The 15,969-nt window shown below is 66.2% G+C and carries 14 protein-coding genes; 10 read left to right on the top strand and 4 right to left on the bottom strand.

The window, feature by feature from the left end; translation table 11 throughout:
- Positions 1-8 precede the first annotated feature (8 nt).
- The 3 genes from map (at position 9) to AC1RDJ_RS18805 (ending at position 2,066) form a co-directional block, all read left to right on the top strand.
- Complete coding sequence (gene map / locus AC1RDJ_RS18795) at positions 9-812, top strand: type I methionyl aminopeptidase (protein WP_289885493.1); 804 nt, start codon at positions 9-11, stop codon at positions 810-812.
- 1 nt (position 813) lies between these two features.
- Positions 814-1,338 carry a hypothetical protein gene (locus AC1RDJ_RS18800; protein ID WP_493028374.1) on the top strand — a complete coding sequence of 175 codons (525 nt, stop codon included), beginning with the start codon at positions 814-816 and terminating at the stop codon, positions 1,336-1,338.
- A gap of 77 nt (positions 1,339-1,415) precedes the next feature.
- The gene (locus AC1RDJ_RS18805; RefSeq protein WP_071322506.1) at positions 1,416-2,066 is read left to right on the top strand and encodes an FABP family protein; all 651 of its coding nucleotides are present in this window, start codon (positions 1,416-1,418) and stop codon (positions 2,064-2,066) included.
- A 156-nt stretch (positions 2,067-2,222) separates the two neighbouring features.
- On the opposite strand, the gene AC1RDJ_RS18810 is transcribed toward AC1RDJ_RS18805, so the two are convergent.
- Entirely contained in the window at positions 2,223-4,682 is a 2,460-nt protein-coding gene (locus AC1RDJ_RS18810) for a tetratricopeptide repeat protein (protein ID WP_493028375.1), read from the bottom strand.
- An 82-nt stretch (positions 4,683-4,764) separates the two neighbouring features.
- A complete protein-coding gene (locus AC1RDJ_RS18815) occupies positions 4,765-5,544 on the bottom strand; it encodes an AraC family transcriptional regulator (RefSeq protein ID WP_493028376.1) in 780 nt (259 codons plus the stop codon).
- A gap of 96 nt (positions 5,545-5,640) precedes the next feature.
- On the opposite strand from AC1RDJ_RS18815, the gene AC1RDJ_RS18820 reads away from it, so the two are divergent.
- Together AC1RDJ_RS18820 and AC1RDJ_RS18825 are read left to right on the top strand one after the other, a co-directional pair.
- Positions 5,641-6,531 carry a DMT family transporter gene (locus AC1RDJ_RS18820; protein ID WP_289885499.1) on the top strand — a complete coding sequence of 297 codons (891 nt, stop codon included), beginning with the start codon at positions 5,641-5,643 and terminating at the stop codon, positions 6,529-6,531.
- 37 nt (positions 6,532-6,568) lie between these two features.
- The gene (locus AC1RDJ_RS18825; protein WP_493028377.1) at positions 6,569-7,165 is read left to right on the top strand and encodes an O-methyltransferase; all 597 of its coding nucleotides are present in this window, start codon (positions 6,569-6,571) and stop codon (positions 7,163-7,165) included.
- 12 nt (positions 7,166-7,177) lie between these two features.
- Here the strand turns inward: AC1RDJ_RS18825 and AC1RDJ_RS18830 are convergent, their stop codons facing one another.
- Positions 7,178-7,687, bottom strand: a complete 510-nt coding sequence (locus tag AC1RDJ_RS18830) for a GAF domain-containing protein (protein ID WP_493028435.1) — start codon at positions 7,685-7,687, stop codon at positions 7,178-7,180.
- A 66-nt stretch (positions 7,688-7,753) separates the two neighbouring features.
- Positions 7,754-8,644 (bottom strand): LysR family transcriptional regulator, encoded by an 891-nt coding sequence (locus tag AC1RDJ_RS18835; protein ID WP_493028378.1) that lies wholly within the window; start codon positions 8,642-8,644, stop codon positions 7,754-7,756.
- Positions 8,645-8,727: 83 nt separating this feature from the next.
- On the opposite strand from AC1RDJ_RS18835, the gene AC1RDJ_RS18840 reads away from it, so the two are divergent.
- The 5 genes from AC1RDJ_RS18840 to AC1RDJ_RS18860 all read left to right on the top strand — a co-directional run bounded on the left by AC1RDJ_RS18840 (position 8,728) and on the right by AC1RDJ_RS18860 (position 15,928).
- Positions 8,728-9,720: an aldo/keto reductase gene (locus AC1RDJ_RS18840; RefSeq protein WP_493028436.1), complete on the top strand. Its 993-nt coding sequence runs from the start codon at positions 8,728-8,730 to the stop codon at positions 9,718-9,720.
- Between the two features lie 129 nt (positions 9,721-9,849).
- On the top strand, positions 9,850-10,695 hold the full coding sequence (locus AC1RDJ_RS18845; protein ID WP_198043875.1) for a CheR family methyltransferase: 846 nt from the start codon (positions 9,850-9,852) through the stop codon (positions 10,693-10,695).
- Entirely contained in the window at positions 10,688-11,308 is a 621-nt protein-coding gene (locus AC1RDJ_RS18850) for a chemotaxis protein CheB (RefSeq protein WP_232251058.1), read from the top strand. The genes AC1RDJ_RS18845 and AC1RDJ_RS18850 overlap by 8 nt, the downstream gene beginning before the upstream one ends.
- Positions 11,309-11,414: 106 nt before the next feature.
- Positions 11,415-12,542, top strand: coding sequence for a hybrid sensor histidine kinase/response regulator (locus tag AC1RDJ_RS18855; protein ID WP_071322513.1), 1,128 nt, complete (start codon positions 11,415-11,417; stop codon positions 12,540-12,542).
- The gene (locus tag AC1RDJ_RS18860) at positions 12,539-15,928 is read left to right on the top strand and encodes a hybrid sensor histidine kinase/response regulator (protein WP_071322514.1); all 3,390 of its coding nucleotides are present in this window, start codon (positions 12,539-12,541) and stop codon (positions 15,926-15,928) included. The genes AC1RDJ_RS18855 and AC1RDJ_RS18860 overlap by 4 nt, the downstream gene beginning before the upstream one ends.
- Positions 15,929-15,969 lie beyond the last annotated feature (41 nt).

The raw sequence follows: 15,969 nt of genomic DNA on the forward strand, positions 1-15,969 counted from the left end.
AAATCTCCATGCGCTATTCCACCCAGCTTGAACACGGCAAGAAAATCCCCCTGCACGACGAAGAAGGCTTCGCCGGCATGCGCGCGGCCGGCCGCATCGCCGCCGACACGCTCGACTACATCACGCCCTTCGTCAAGCCAGGCATCTCGACGGCCAAGCTTGACGCCCTGTGCGAGGAATTCATGCGCGCCGCCGGCGCCATTCCCGCCACCATCGATTACCACGGCTACAAGCACGCCAGCTGCATTTCCGTCAACCACGTCGTCACGCATGGCATCCCGTCCGAGACGAAGATCCTGAAAGTGGGCGACATCCTCAACATCGACGTCACGCCGAAGTTCAACGAGTGGCACGGCGACACCAGCCGCACCTTCAAGGTGGGCGCCGTTTCCATCCTGGCCAACCGCCTCGTCAACACGGCGTATGAATCGATGATGGCCGGCATCAATACCGTGCGCCCTGGCGCCACCCTGGGCGACGTCGGCGCCGCCATCGAGGCGGTGGCCAAGGCGCAGGGTTTTTCCTCGGTGCGCGACTTCTGCGGCCACGGCCTGGGCAAGGTCTTCCACGACGCGCCGCAGGTGCTGCACTACGGCCGCGCCGGCACGGGCATCGTGCTCGAGCCGGGCATGATCTTCACCATCGAGCCGATGCTCAACGTGGGCAGCTACCAGGTCAAGGTCTTGCCCGACAAGTGGACGACGGTGACGAAAGACCGCTCGCTGTCGGCGCAGTTCGAACATTCGCTGGCCGTGACGGAAACGGGTTTTGAAATCTTCACCTTGACCGGCTTGCCGGATCCGCTGGTCTGACATGGATGCGGCGCGCCGGCAGCAGTTGATCGAGATCGTTGCCGCCAGGGCCGGCGTGGACGCGGCCTGCGCGGCGCGCCACCTGGCGCTGCACGATTACGATGTGGTGGCCGCCCTGCGCGCCATCGATGCCGAGCGCTACACGCTGACGCAGCGCCTGCTGGCTAAATATGGGCGCGACCCGGAAGACGCGCTGCAGCACGTGGCGCTGGCCGTCCTGCAGCATGCGCAGATCGGCACGGACAGCGTGCTGCGCGCCGCGCGCATCGCGGCCCTGGCGCCGGAAGTCGTTTGCGTGGTGAGCCTGGCCGAGTGGCTGGCCTACGTGGACTGGGAAGGCTTCGACAGCGCCCTGTACGCGAATATCGAGGCCGTGGCGGCGCTGATCGCCGGCGAGCTGCAGCTGCCCGACGTCGCCGCCAACCTGCTGCAGGCGCGTGACGAAAGCGTGTTCGAGGCGCGGCGCCCCGCGCTGGCCGCCACCTTGATCGCGTTCATCGAACGCCACATCGCGCAGTTTCCCTGAGGGCCGGCGCTTTGCCGCCGGCGCGGCAGGTCTTACAATGGCGGCAGCACTGTTGCCCCATTTTGAAGACTTCCCCCATGAGCGATTTTCCCGACGATATTTATACCGAGCCGTCCGCCGACGTGCATACCCTGAACAACCTCGGTCCCCTGACCGGCATGGCCGGCATCTGGACGGGTACGCGCGGCCTGGACGTCAAGCCGAAGGCCGACGGCCCGCGCAAGCAGGCCTTCGTCGAGCGCATCGAGCTGCAGCCGATCGATCCCGTCACCAACGGCCCGCAGCTGTTCTATGGCTTGCGCTACTACATCCACATCACCAAGCCGGACCAGGTCAAAACCTACCATGAGCAGGTGGGCTACTGGCTGTGGGAGCCGGCCACGGGCGCCGTGATCCAGACCCTGGCCATCCCGCGCGGCCAGATCGCCATGGCATCGGGCACGACGACGGCGGACGCCACCAGTTTCGAGCTGGTCGCCAGGCGCGAGTCGACGGCCTACGGCATCTGCTCGAACCCCTTCCTCGAACACGCGTTCACTACCGTCGAATACCGCATCAAGGTCGACATCCACGCCGACGGCAGCTGGGGCTATGACGAAGACACGGTCATGCTGATCCGCGGCAAGGACGAACCGTTCCACCACACGGACCGCAACCTGCTGACGAAGATCGGCGAGCCGACGCCGAATCCGATGGCGCTGCAGGCGCTGGCGGCAGCCGCAGCGTAAGCGTCAGAACGGCGGCTCCTGCCGCCGTTCTGTTCCCAGTGGCAGCGCGCCGCGCGCGCCACTTCCCGGTCGCGGTCATCGCAGCCGCTCAGTTCCTCGAGTATTTTCAGCGGCACGCTCTTGCTATGCGCCACCCAGCATCGGCGGAAGCGACCACTATGGCTGTCCCTGCGCGACGGCCTTGATCGCGCGCTCCTCGCCCATGGCGGCGGCGATCTTCCAGCGCTGCATGGCGCTGGCGCGGTCCGGGCGTTTCAGGCCCGCGCCTTCCCAGTCCATCAATCCCAGGTTGTAGATATCGCCGGCGCTGCCCTTGTCGGCGGCCAGCGTGAACCACTTGCGCGCTTCCTTGTGGTTGACGGGGATGGGCTGGCCGCGCACGTGGTACAGGCCCAGCACATGCATGGCTTGCAGATTGCCCTTGTGCGCCGCCTGTTTCAGCAGGTCGATGCCGCGCTGCACGTTGCGCGGCTCTTGCCAGCCTTCGGCCAGCATCACGCCTTTCGCCGCCAGCGCATAGCTGTCGCCCTTCACCAGTCCCTTGCCGACCAGGGGCTTGGCGGCCACCTGACGCGCCTGGCGCTGCTGCGCCGTCGGCGCGGTGGCGGGGCCGCTCTGGCCTTCGCCCATCAGCAGCATCCAGCCGTACAGGCCATACGCATTCGCATCACCCTTGCCGACGAGGCTATCGAGCATGGCCAGCGCCTGCACCTTGTCGCCATTGTCGTACAGCTTGAGCGCCTTCGGCATGCTGGCTTCCTGCGGCGGGACGGCCGGCGCGTGCGGCGCCACGGGCGCCGAGGCCAGGGCCGCCGACTGCGGCGCGGCAGCGGCGGGCACGCGCACGGGCAAGCCATAGCTGGCGGCCAGCACGGCCAGGCCGGCCGGCGCCAGTATCAGCACCTGGGCCAGCTGGTTGCGGCGGCCCTTGCCGGCGATGCGCATGGCCCGTTCGGCTTGCTGCTCGCCGCCCAGGGCCTCGCTGAGCACGGCCTTGACCTTGCGGTTGAACAGCCAGTAGCCGGCGCCTGCGACGAGCAACCCCGCCAGCGCCGCCATGCCGCGCCCGGCGAAGAACCAGGTGGCGATGGCGACGGCCAGCGCGGCCAGCGCGCTTTTCCACCAGAATTGCTTGGCCAGCCGCGTGTAGACCTGGCGCAGCGCACCGAGCACGCAGGTGCGCACATTCTGCGCATACTCGCTTGAGACGACGTCGACATGCGCGTGCTCCGTCTCGCCGCCGAGCACCGATTCGATCACGTCCGCATTCAGTTCCGAGGCGGCCACGTCGCGCAGCGGCGTCAATAAACCTTGCACGTGGGCCGAGAACAGGTCGTCGTCGGCGCTGCCGGCCAGCGCATCGCTGAGCGCCTTGAGGTCGCCGCGCAGCAGCTTTTCCACGATGTCGTCGAGGGTCAGCCAGCGCAGGTCCGTGCCATACGCCACCAGGTGGTGTTTTTCCGCGTTGCACGCGGCATCGAGGCGCACGATGCGCAGCTTGCCCGCATACAGGGCGTCGACTTCCTGTGGCTGGTCTTCATTGTAGATGCTCACCTTTGCCAGGACCACGCTGCTGGCGATGGCGGCCAGCGAGTGCACGCTCTCCTTGTCGCGGATGCGGCGCGCGTCGTCGGGCGCCTGCTTCGGCAGGCTGACGCTGTAGCCGGGCGCCACGTGCACGTCGACCCAGGCCGCGTTGCCGACCTTGCCGGAACCGTCGCACGGATTGCAGCGCAAGTCGCCCACGCCGCTGCAGGTGCGGCACGTGATGCTGCCGCTGGCGCGGCAGGTGCCGCAATTGACGTTGCCGGAGCCGTGGCAGGTGCTGCAACTGACCTTGCCATAGCTGCAATGGTAGCAGGAGCGGTACTCGGTGCGGTACTGCGGCCGCGTTTCGCTGTGGTAGCTGGTGTGCGAGCTGCCGTTGCTGTAGGTGGTAGTGGGCACTTGCACCGTGATGTAGTCGGTGACTTGCTCGGAGACGGTGCCGCTGCCGCTGCAATACGAGCACGACACCTTGCCGCTGCCGTAGCAGCCGTAGGCGTCGCAGCTGACGGTGCGCCCGCCGTGGCAGCTCCAGCACGTTTCCGTGGTCGCGCCGTGGCAGGTGTGGCAGCTGATGCGGCCCTTGCCATGGCAGTTGCTGCACGTGTCCAGGTGCCAGTGCTTGACGGCGTGCGGCAGATACAGTCCCGCCGCCACACCGTTGTAGGCCTGGCCCGCCTGGCGCAAGGCAGCGTCGAGCTTGCCTGCCGCGCGGCGCAGCCTGTCCTTCTCCTGCGCGTGAGCGAGTGCTCCCACCTCGTGCGGGCCGCAGCGGCAGTCGCTGCCCGACGGCGCGAAATAGCCATTGATGACGCGCTGCTCGAAGCGCGCCTCGAGCGCATAGTTCGCCTGCAGCGAGAATTCCTGCAACGCGTCTTCCTCGCCCAGCGGCGTGATGTCGTGCGGTTCGAAGCGCGTCTTCTCCTGCACCAGGGTGCGCAGCTTGCCCAGTACGGTGGGCGCTTCTTCCTTGTCCAGCTGGATGGGCGCCGCCGCCGTCACGGTCTCTGGCACTGCGGGCACGTCCAGGCTGCCGCCAGTGTCGCTGTCCGTATCGGTGGTTGGATTCATGCACGCATCCTTTTGCTCAGGAGAAAGATGTGGAGATTTTAGCATCCATGGCCTGGAAAGCATGCTGTTTAGTCCACGTTTTTCAGCGCATGCCGCGGCGGAACTGGTCGGGCGTGCCGCCGCTCTGGCGGCGAAACATGGCGATGAAGGCCGAGGCCGTGCTATAGCCGAGTTCCAGCGCGATCGCCTGCACCGTGTCGCCCCGTTCCAGCAGCGGCAGCGCCGCCAGGAAGCGCTGGCGTTGGCGCCATTCGCCGAACGGCATGCCCAGCTCGCGCTGGCAGCGCCGGGCCAGGGTGCGCTCGGTCACGTGCAATTGCGCGGCCCACTCGGCCAGTGAGCGGTTACTGCCGGGGTCCGCCTGCAGGGCGGCCAGCAGCGCCGCGATGACGGGCTCGTCGCTGCCGGGCAGGTAGTTGCGGCTGCACGGCGCCAGCCGCAGCTGGTCGACCAGCACCTGCGCCAGGCGCTGGTCGGCGGCGCTGGCGGGCGTGGTGACGCCGCGCTCGGCAAAGTCGCCGAGGATGGCTTTCAGCAAAGGGCTGAGTACCAGCGCGCACGGCCGGGCCGGCAGCTGCGCGCACAGGCTGGCGTCGATGTAGGCGGAGTGAAAGCTCACATCCTGGCGGATATAGCCGTCGTGCAGGGTCTCGGGCGGTATCCATACGGCATATTGGGGCGGCGACAGGTAGCGCTGGCCCGCCACCATCATTTCCATCACGCCCGTGGAGCAATACGTGAGCTGGCCCCACGGATGGGTCTGATAACCGAACTGCTGGTGCGCGTGATAATCGTCGAGGCGAAAGTACACGGGATAGGGCAGGGTGTCGGAAACGGCGGGGAAATGCAGATTGGTGGCCATATTGTCCTGTTCTTCGCATGGATTGTCCGATATTCATTATATCCATGGAATCGGACCATGCGAAAATGGCGCTCATTGAATTCTGGAGTCCGCCGCATGAAAGCCAAGCATTACCTGTTTCCCGTGATCGCCGTGCTGATCTGGGCCATCAATACCATCGTCAGCAAGATGGCCGTCGGCGTGATCGATCCGGCCGCCATCTCCTTCTTCCGCTGGCTGCTGGCCGGCGTGCTGCTGGCGCTCGTGTTCGGCCGAGCCGTGTGGAAGCAGCGGGCCGTGGTGAAACCGTATTTGGGGAAACTGTTTGTGCTGGGCATGCTGGGCATGGTCATGTACCAGTGCCTCGCGTATATCGCGGCGCAGACGACGACGGCCACCAACATGGGCATCCTGGCCTCGCTGATGCCCTTGCTGGCCGTGGGACTGTCGGTGCTGCTGCTGGGCGAGGCAGCCACCGTGGGCGGCGTGTTTGGCGGCCTCGTCTCGCTGCTGGGGCTCGGCTACCTGCTCAGCCATGGCGACCCCGCCGCCCTCGTCGCGCATGGCGCGGCCGTCGGCGATGGCCTGATGCTGCTGGCCTGCCTGTCGTATGCCGGCTACGGCGTGCTGCTCAAGCGCTGGAAGATTCCGCTGAATAACTGGCATTCCTTGCTGATACAGGTGTGGTGCGCCGTGCCCGTGCTGTTCGTGTATTACCTGAGCCAGTCGGCGCCGCCCGTCACCGGCGCCGGCTTGCCGCTGGTGCTGTTCGCCGGCATTCCCGCTTCCGTCATCGCGCCGTTCCTGTGGATGCATGGCCTGGCCAAGCTGGGCCCCAGCCGCGCCACGACCCTGATGAACTTGCTGCCCGTGTTTACCGTCATCATCGCCATGCTGTTCCTCGGTGAAACCTTGCACAGCTATGACGTGATCGGCGGTGGCGTGACCCTGCTGGGCGTGGTGATGGTGCAATACCTGAAACGTCCGCTGCGCCGCGCGCAGGCGTGATTTTTTGCTATGCTGGCGTTTTCACCAAGGAGCGACCATGCCGAGCAAAGATGCCATCGATACCCTGCTGAGCGAACTGGAAGCGTTCGGCCATGCGAATGACGCCGCGCACACGGAACGCAGCCGGCGCATGCTCAATATCACGCGCGACACGGGCGAATTGCTGGCCGTGCTGATCCACGCGCGCGCTGCCCGCCGCGTGCTGGAAATCGGCACCTCGAACGGCTATTCCACCCTGTGGCTGGCGCGCGCGGCGCAGGCGCTGGGCGGCAGCGTCGTGACGGTGGAAAAGGCGCAGGACAAGTTCGACATGGCGCGCGCCAACTTCGAGCGCGCGCAATTGCAGGGCGTGATCGGCCAGCTGCTGGCCGATGCGGGCGAGGTGCTGCGCGATGCGGCCGACGGCGCCTACGATCTGATCTTCCTCGATTCCGCCCGCAGCCTGTACCAGCAATGGTGGCCGCAGCTGGACCGGGCCCTGGCCGGCGGCGGCGTGCTGGTGGTCGACAACGCCAGCTCGCATTATGCGGACATGGCGGACTTCCTGGACGGCATCCGCGCCGATACCCGCTACACGAGTTGCCTGGCAAGCGTGGGCAAGGGCGAATTCATCGCCGTCAAGGCCGGCGCGTAGCCGGGTGCCGGTTCAGGCGGCGACGATGGCCGCTTCCAGCACGCGCACCAGCGATTCCACGCCCTGCGCATCGACCTCGTCGAAACGGCCCGTCAAAGGGCTGTCGAGGTCAAACACGCCGATGATGTGTCCTTGCGCAAACACGGGCACCACCAGTTCCGAGCGCGAATGGACGTCGCAGGCGATATGGCCGGGAAACGCGTGCACATCGTGCACGACGATGGACTTGCCTTCGACCACGGTGGTGCCGCACACGCCGCGCCCCTTCTTGATGCGGATGCAGGCCGGCTTGCCCTGGAACGGCCCCAGCACCAGTTCATCGCCCTTCAGGAAATAGAAGCCGGCCCAGTTCAAGCCCGGCATGGTGTGGAAGACCAGCGCACTGAAGTTGGCCGTATTGGCGATGAAATCGCTCTCGCCCGCCAGCAGGCCTTGCAGCTGCGAACGCAGGTCCGCATACATGGCTTGCTTGGCCGCGGGGGTATCGGTGGCGTAGGCGGCGTCGCTGATGGTAAACGTCATGATGGTGGCAGTGAAAAATGGGGAAGCCGCCATGGTAGCGCGTCTGCAGCCGCCGCGTGCGGGCCGTCACCTTTTCAGGTGGCTGGCCGCCAGTTGGCGCAGCAGGGGCAGGGCGGCGTGGCCGCCATCGTGGCGCCAGGCCAGCCCGATGCCGGCCGCCAGTTCCTCGCCTTCCGCCAATTGCCGGTAGACCACGCCAGCCAGGCGCAGCGCGCGAAACGAGTCGGCCAGCAGGGCCATGCCCTTGCCGGCGGCCACGTCGCCCAGCAGCACATGGTGGTCGGGCGCCTCGCGCAGGAAGGCGGGCGCGAAGCCGTGGCGGCGGAACACGTGCTGGCAATGGTCGAAGAAGGCGGGCTGGCGCGCCCGTTCGAACCAGTAGACGGAGGCATGGGCAATGTCGGCCAGGCTGATTCTGCGTTTCTTCGCCAGGCGGTGCCCGGCGGGCAGGGCCAGCATCATGGGCTGGCGCGCCAGCGGCTGCACGGCCAGGTCGAACGTGGCGCTCGGCAGGGCGAGCAGCGCGGCGTCGAGCTGGCCCTTGCGCACGGCGGCCACCAGGCGCGGCGACGGCGCCGCCGTCAGTTCCAGGCGGATATGTCCCAATTCTTGTTCCAGCGCCGCCAGCAGGGGACGGAACAGGCCCGCTTCCACCGAGCTGGTCAGGCCCAGGCGCAGGCGGGCGGGCGCCGCGTCGCGCTGCAGCGACGCTTGCGCCGCATCCAGCATGTCGAGGATGCGCAGCGCCTGCGGCAGCAGCGTGCGTCCCGCTGCCGTCAGGGCCACGCCCTGCGTGTCGCGCTCGAACAGGCGCGCGCCCAGCCTGTCTTCCAGCGCCTTGATGGCGCGCGACAGGGGCGGCTGGGTCATGTGCAGCTGCTCGGCCGCCTGGCGGAAATTCAGGCAGCGGGCGACGGCGCAAAACAGGTTCAAGGCATGGGTATCGAGGGCTCTCATACCTTAAAGGTATCACGAAATTGCTCATTCCTTCCTGGCCCGGCGCGGCCCAGACTGGCTGCATTGACATGAGGGAGATGATGATGCAACTGCAACAACGACGGATAGGCAATAGCGGTTTGAGCAGCTCGGCACTTGGCCTGGGCTGCATGGGCATGTCGGAATTCTATGGCGCCACGGACGAGGCGCAATCGCTGGCCACGCTGGAAGCGGCGCTGGCGGCGGGCGTGACCCTGTTCGACACGGCCGACGCCTACGGTTTCGGCCACAACGAGCAATTGCTGGGACGCTTATTGCAGGGCCGGCGCGGGCAAGCCCTGGTGGCCACCAAGTGCGGCCTGGTGCGCGAGGCGGGCGGCTACGCGCGCCGCGTCGACAATTCGCCCGCCTACATCCGCCAGGCGTGCGAAGCGTCGCTGGCGCGCCTGGGCGTGGACGCCATCGACCTGTTCTATCTGCACCGGCTGAACCTGGAGACGCCGCTGGAGGCGTCGATGGGCGCGCTGGCGCAATTGCTGCAAGAGGGCAAGATCCGCGCCGTGGGCCTGTGCGAAGTGAGCGCCGCCACCCTGCTGCGCGCGGCAGCCATCTGCCCGGTGGCCGCCGTGCAGAGCGAATATTCGCTGTGGACGCGCGAACCGGAGCTGGGCGTGCTGGCCGCCTGCCGCCACGTGGGCGCCAGTTTCTTTGCCTACAGCCCGCTGGGCCGCGGTTTCCTGACGGGCACGATCACGGTGGCGGACAGCCTGGCCGCAGGCGACTTCCGCCAGTTCAATCCCCGCTTCGCCGCCGCCAACCTGGCGCACAACCAGGCCATCGCCGCCCTGGTCCAGGACATGGCGCGCGCAAAAGGCTGTACGCCGGCCCAGCTGGCGCTGGCCTGGCTGCTGGCGCAGGGGGACGACGTCATTCCCATTCCCGGCACCAAGCGTATCGCGTATCTGCAGGACAACCTCGGCGCGCTGGCCGTGCGCCTCGACGGGGCGGAACTGGCGGCCATGCATGCCGCCTTTCCGCAGGGCATGGCGGCGGGCGCGCGCTACACGGACGAAGGCATGAAGGGCGTGGATGCCTGAGAAAAGTGGTCCGAGTGTACGCCAGCGTACTAAACGCCACCTTTTCCTGCGGGATAATCCACGGTGATCTGCTAGCATTCCGGCTGGCCCCATGCGCCCGCGCGGCGATGCAGGGGCCGGGCACGCAGCGTGGATAGAAGGGTGGATGTCAAATTGCTAGATGATGATATTTTCGATATCGAACTGAAGTTGTTGCTGGAAGGAATATTGCTGAGGTATCAGCATGATTTCCGCGATTATTCCGTGGCCTCGTTGCGCCGGCGCATGCGCCAGGCCATGGAGCGCTTCGGCTGCGCCAGCCTGTCGCAATTGCAGGACCGCATACTGCATGAGCCGACGGTGTTCGCGCAGATGCTGCAGTTTTTCACGGTACAGGTCAGCGAGATGTTCCGCGACCCCGCGTATTTCCGCGCCCTGCGCGAAAAAGTCGTGCCCATCCTGCACACCTATCCCTCGATCAAGATCTGGGTGGCCGGCTGCAGCAGCGGCGAAGAGGTGTGGTCGCTGGCCATCCTGCTGGAAGAGGAAGGCTTGCTGGAGCGCAGCATGATTTATGCGACCGATATCAATGTCGAGGCGCTGGCCGCCGCCGAGGCGGGCATCTATTCGATCGACCGCATCGCCCAGTTCAGCGAGAATTACCAGCTGGCGGGCGGCAAGCGCTCGCTGTCCGACTATTACACGGCGGCCTACAAGGGCGCCATCTTCGACCGGCGCCTGCGCCGCCAGTTCGTCTTCGCCGACCACAGCCTGGCGACGGACAGCGTCTTTTCGGAGGTGCACATGGTGTCCTGCCGTAACGTGATGATTTATTTCAATAAAGACTTGCAGGACCGCGCCCTGGGCCTGTTCCATGAAGCGCTGGTGAACCGGGGCTTCCTGGGATTGGGCATGAAGGAAAGCCTGCATTTCAGCCGCCACGCCGCCAGCTTCCGCGAGCTGTGCCCGGCCGAGAAAATCTTCCAGCGTGCCTGACGCCATGCTGCCGACCTGCGACGTGGCGCCACCGCCGCCCGGCCTGCGCCTGATCGCCATCGGCGCCTCGGCCGGCGGCGTGGAGGCGCTCGGCACCGTGCTGCGCGCCTTGCCCGCCCGCTGCCGCGCCGCCGTGGTGGTGGTGCTGCACCTGGCGCCCGGCCGTTCCAGCCAGCTGCCGCAGCTGTATGCGCAGCGCTGCCAGCTGCCCTTGCGCGAGGCGCAGGACAAGGAACCGCTGCAAGGGGGTGTCGTGTACTTTGCGCCGCCCGACTATCACCTGCAAGTCGAGCCCGGCGGCAGCTTTTCGCTGTCGCAGGAAGAGCCCGTGCATTTTTCGCGCCCGTCCATCGACGTCCTGCTGGAGACGGCCGCCCAGGCGTACCGGCGCGCCATGCTGGCCATCATCCTGACGGGTGCCTCGGCCGATGGCGCGGCCGGCCTGGCGCGCGTGCGGCAGCTGGGCGGCAGCGCCTGGGTGCAGGACCCGGCGCTGGCCAGTTGTGGCATCATGCCGGCCGCGGCGCTCAAGCGGGCCGGCGCCGACCGCGTGCTGGATCTGCCGCAGATGGCGGCCAGCCTGGCGCTGCTCGACGTGGCGACGGACAACTGAATGGGGGCGTGACAGTGCGTGTAATATATGCAAAGACTGAAACAATATTAATTTCTATACAGAAACACGATGGCATTCCGCCGTTGCGATGCCTGAAGACTAATCCGTGACCGCACCTATCCATATCCTCGTCGTTGACGACATCGCGCAAAACCTGGTCGCCGCCGAAGCCGTGCTGGCGCGGCCCGGTATTGTTGTACTGAAAGCTACGTCGGGCGCGCAAGCGCTGGAGCTGTTGCTGACGCATGAAGTGGCGCTGGCCCTGATCGACGTGCAGATGCCGCAGATGGATGGCTTCGAGCTGGCCGAGCTGATACGCGGCAGCGAGCGCACGCGCAGCATCCCGCTGATTTTCCTGACGGCCGCGTCGCGCGAGCCCAGCTACAGTTTCCGCGGCTACGAAGCGGGCGCCGTCGATTTCCTGTACAAGCCGATCGACGTCAAGGCCTTGCAGAGCAAGGTGGCCGTGCTGGTCCAGCTGTACCAGCAGAAACGCGAACTGTCGGCCCAGCTCGACGAGCTGAAACATGCGCTGCACTTGAATGAACTGTTCACGGCTGTGCTCGGCCATGACTTGCGCACGCCGCTGTCGGTGGTGATGAATGGCGCCATGCTGTTGCCGATGATGAGCGACCACCCGAAAGTGATCGTCACGGCGCAGCGCATCGAAAGCAGCGCCAAGCGCATGGCGCGCATGGTCGACCAGTTGCTGGACCTGGCGCGCATCCGTTCGGGCACGATGGAATTGCGCAGCAGCATGCACGATTACCTGGCGCTGGCGCGCGCCATCGTCGACGAATTCGACACGGCCGGCCAGGCGTCGCCCGTCGAGATCAGCAGCGTGGGCGAGCTGCACGGGCAATGCGATGCGGGTCTGCTGTCGCAGGTTATCTCGAATCTGCTCAGCAATGCCATCACGCATGGCGAGGCGGGCACGCCGGTGCAGCTGGCGCTCGATGGCCGGTCCGCCGACAGCATCGAATTGCGCGTGATCAATCGCGGCGTCATCGCCGCCGCCTTGCTGCCGACCCTGTTCGAACCGTTTCAGCAGGCAGGCGAGAAGCGCAAGACGGGCCAGGGCCTGGGGCTGGGCCTGTACACCGTGAATATGTTCGTCAAGGCCCATGGCGGCACGGTCGAGCTGAGCTCGAGCGCCACGCAGGGCACCGTGGCCACCGTGCGCATCCCGCGCCACTGCCACGTCTGCGTGCAGCCTGAAGTGGTTGCCTCATGAATATGCCTGCCTGGCCGCGCGGCGGCGGCATCATGGGCGAGCTGGTGCGCCAGTCCGACTGGTCCGCCAGCGGCCTCGGCGCACTCGACGATTGGCCCGCCAACTTGCGCACCAGCGTGGACATCGTGCTGCATTCGCCGATGGCGATGGTGCTGATGTGGGGCCCGCGGCATGTGATGATTTATAACGACGAATACATCAAGATCGCCGGCGCGCGCCATCCTGCAGCGCTGGGCGGCACGGTGCCGGCCATCTGGCCTGAAATCTGGGACTGGAATGCGCGCATCCTGCAGGCCGGCCTGCGCGGCGAGACGCAGGTGCACCGCGAATGCTGCTTGCCGCTGCTGCGCGATGGCCAGCCCGTGGAAGTCTGTTTCGACCTGTTCTACACGCCCGTGCATGGCGCCGACGGCCAGGTCGACGGCGTGTTGTGCACGGCGCTGGAACTGACGGCGCGCATGGAAGAAGGGCGCCAGCTGAAGCTGGTCACGGCCGAACTTGGCGAACGCAACAGCGCCTTGCAAGCCGAGGGCGAAGCCGTGCGCGCGGCGAACCGCCGCCTCGACGAAGAGCGTGCGCTGCTGCGCGCCCTGTTCCAGCAGGCGCCCAGCTTCATGGCCTTGCTGCGCGGGCCGCAGCATGTGTTTGAATTGGCCAACGAGCATTATCTGCGCCTCGTGGGGCGCGGCGAACTTGAGCTGCTGGGCAATTCCGTCGAGACCGCCCTGCCGGAAGTCAAGGGACAGGGCTTCATCGACTTGCTGGACCAGGTCTACCGCAGCGGCGTCGCCTACGAGGGGCGCCAGGTGCGGGTGGACTTGCTGACGGCCGATGGGCGGACGGGGCAGAGGTATGTCGATTTCGTGTATCAGCCGATCAAGGATGCGGATGGCGTGGTCAGCGGCATCCTCGTCGAGGGCATCGACGTCACCGAGCGCATGGAAGGCGAGGAACGCTTGCGCCTGGCCCAGCAGGCGGGCGGCATCGGCACCTTCGAGTGGTTCCCCGACACGGGCGCGATGGTGGTGTCGCCCACGTTCCGCCGCCAGTGGGGCATACCGGACGAGCAGGAAATCACGCAGCAGCTGCTGGTCAGCCTCGTCGATGCGCGCGACTTGACGAAGGTGGGCCCCAGCAAGCTTGAGCTGGCGCAAAATCCCCTTGAATATGTGGAGTACCGCATCCGCCGTCCGCTCGATGGCGAAGTGCGCTGGATCGCGCGCCAGGGCGAGGTGGTCGACGGCCGCGTGCCGGGCCAGCGCCGCTATGTGGGCGTGTCCTTCGACGTGACGGAACGGCGCCACATCGAGGATGAGCTCACTGCCAGCCAGGAGCGCATGGCGGCCATTTTCGGCCAGGCCTCGGTGGGCTTGTCGGAACTGGGTCTCGATGGCCGCTTCCAGCGCGTCAACGGCGCCCTGTGCCGCATGCTGGGCCGCCCGGCCGAAGAGCTGCTGAGCTTGAACATGAACGACATCCTGCATCCCGATGACGTGCCCGGCAACAATGTGCTGTTCCAGCGCCTGGTGGAAACGGGCGAGTCGTTCTCGCTGGAAAAACGCTACCTGAAGCCCGACGGCTCGCAAGTGTGGGTGTCGAGCAATGTCAGCCGCCTGGTCGACGAGCAGGGGCACACGCGTTCCCTGATCGCCGTCAAGACGGACATCACGGACCGGCGCCGCGTGGAAAAAGCGCTGCATGAATTGAACGAAACGCTCGAACACCGGGTCGAACAGGAAGTGAGCGAGCGCACCAAGGCGGAAGACGCCTTGCGCCAGGCGCAAAAGATGGAAGCCGTGGGCCAGCTGACGGGCGGCATCGCGCACGACTTCAATAATGTGCTGCAAATCATTTCCGGGAATTTGCATTTGCTGGCGCACCTGGCCGGCACCGATGGCCTGATGCGCCAGCGGCTCGACACGGCCATTGCCGCCGTCGAACGGGGCGCCAAGCTGTCGTCGCACTTGCTGGCGTTTGCGCGGCGTCAACCGCTGAAGCCCGTGGTGGCGGACCTGGCGCGTGTCGTGCGCAACATGGATGCGCTGCTGCGGCGCGCCTTGGGCGAAGCCATCGACATCGTGCTCGTCGGCGGCGGCGGGCTGTGGAATACCCTGGTCGACCGCAGCCAGATTGAAAACGTCATCCTGAACCTGGCCATCAATGCGCGCGACGCCATGGATGGCGTGGGCAAGCTGACCATCGAGCTCGGTAATGTCGTGCTCGATGAAAACTATGTGCAAAAGCTCGTCGACGTGCCGGCCGGCCAGTATGTGATGCTGTCGGTGACCGATACGGGCCATGGCATGAGCGGTTCCGTGCTGCAGCGCGCGTTCGAACCGTTCTTCACCACCAAGCCGGAAGGGGCGGGCACGGGCCTGGGCCTGTCGATGGCCTATGGTTTCGTCACGCAAAGCCGTGGCCATATCCGCATTTACAGTGAACCTGGCGTGGGCACGGGAGTCAAAATCTATTTGCCCCGCTCCCTGATGGCCGAGGCGGACGAAGAGCTGGAATTGAGCGGCGTCGTCACGGGCGGCACGGAAACCGTGCTGGTAGTGGAAGACGATGTCGGCGTGCGCACGACGGTGGTCGACATGCTGGGCGCGCTTGGCTATACGGTGCTCAAGGCCGAGGATGGCGAAAGCGCGCTGGCCGTGCTGCACAGCGGCGCGCAAATCGATTTGTTGTTTACGGATGTGATCATGCCCGGCCCCGTCAGCAGCACGGAGATGGCGCGCCAGGCGCGCGAGTTGCAGCCCGATATCGCCGTGCTGTTTACGTCCGGCTACGCGCAGGATGTCATCGTACACGAGGGGCGGCTGGACGCGGGCGTGGAATTGCTCAGCAAGCCGTACCGGCGCGAAGAGCTGGCGCGCAAGCTGCGCCACGTGCTGGCCAACCGCCAGCAGCAATTGCGCGCGCGCCAGTTCGAGCTGGCCGGCACCCCGGTGGCCGGCGGCCCGATGGCCAGCGCGCGCCAGGCCGGCACGCCGGGACTGGACTTGACGGGCCACGCATTGGTACCGCAGGGGGACATGCCGACATCGATGAAAATTCTCGTGGTGGAAGATAACCTCGATTCGCAACTGATGGTGTGCGAGCTGGTGGGCATGCTCGGGCATACGGTGAGCGGCGTGTCCGATGGCGAAGCCGCGTGGCAATTGCTAAGTGAGCAAGACTTCGATATCCTGTTTACCGATGTCAGCCTGCCCGGCATGTCGGGCATCGCACTGGCACGCATGGTGCTGCGCGAGAAACCGGACATGCGCATCATCTTTTCCACCGGCTATGGCAAGGAATCGATGGATGAACTGGGCTTTTCCGCCAGCGTCCTGCGCAAACCGTATGACTTGACGGAGTTGCAAGCGGCACTCGACCAATCCTGACGGGCACGCGCCTTCCCGGGCCGCCAGTCTCACCCTGCAGA

The sequence above is a fragment of the Janthinobacterium sp. GW822-FHT07H10 genome, assembly GCF_058798675.1.

Bases quoted from the DNA above. Each gene is read 5' to 3' on its own strand.
- map (WP_289885493.1), top strand. From the start codon at position 9: ATGCGCTATTCCACCCAGCTTGAACACGGCAAGAAAATCCCCCTGCAC.
- AC1RDJ_RS18800 (WP_493028374.1), top strand. From the start codon at position 814: ATGGATGCGGCGCGCCGGCAGCAGTTGATCGAGATCGTTGCCGCCAGG.
- AC1RDJ_RS18805 (WP_071322506.1), top strand. From the start codon at position 1,416: ATGAGCGATTTTCCCGACGATATTTATACCGAGCCGTCCGCCGACGTG.
- AC1RDJ_RS18810 (WP_493028375.1), bottom strand. From the start codon at position 4,682: ATGAATCCAACCACCGATACGGACAGCGACACTGGCGGCAGCCTGGAC.
- AC1RDJ_RS18815 (WP_493028376.1), bottom strand. From the start codon at position 5,544: ATGGCCACCAATCTGCATTTCCCCGCCGTTTCCGACACCCTGCCCTAT.
- AC1RDJ_RS18820 (WP_289885499.1), top strand. From the start codon at position 5,641: ATGAAAGCCAAGCATTACCTGTTTCCCGTGATCGCCGTGCTGATCTGG.
- AC1RDJ_RS18825 (WP_493028377.1), top strand. From the start codon at position 6,569: ATGCCGAGCAAAGATGCCATCGATACCCTGCTGAGCGAACTGGAAGCG.
- AC1RDJ_RS18830 (WP_493028435.1), bottom strand. From the start codon at position 7,687: ATGACGTTTACCATCAGCGACGCCGCCTACGCCACCGATACCCCCGCG.
- AC1RDJ_RS18835 (WP_493028378.1), bottom strand. From the start codon at position 8,644: ATGAGAGCCCTCGATACCCATGCCTTGAACCTGTTTTGCGCCGTCGCC.
- AC1RDJ_RS18840 (WP_493028436.1), top strand. From the start codon at position 8,728: ATGCAACTGCAACAACGACGGATAGGCAATAGCGGTTTGAGCAGCTCG.
- AC1RDJ_RS18860 (WP_071322514.1), top strand. From the start codon at position 12,539: ATGAATATGCCTGCCTGGCCGCGCGGCGGCGGCATCATGGGCGAGCTG.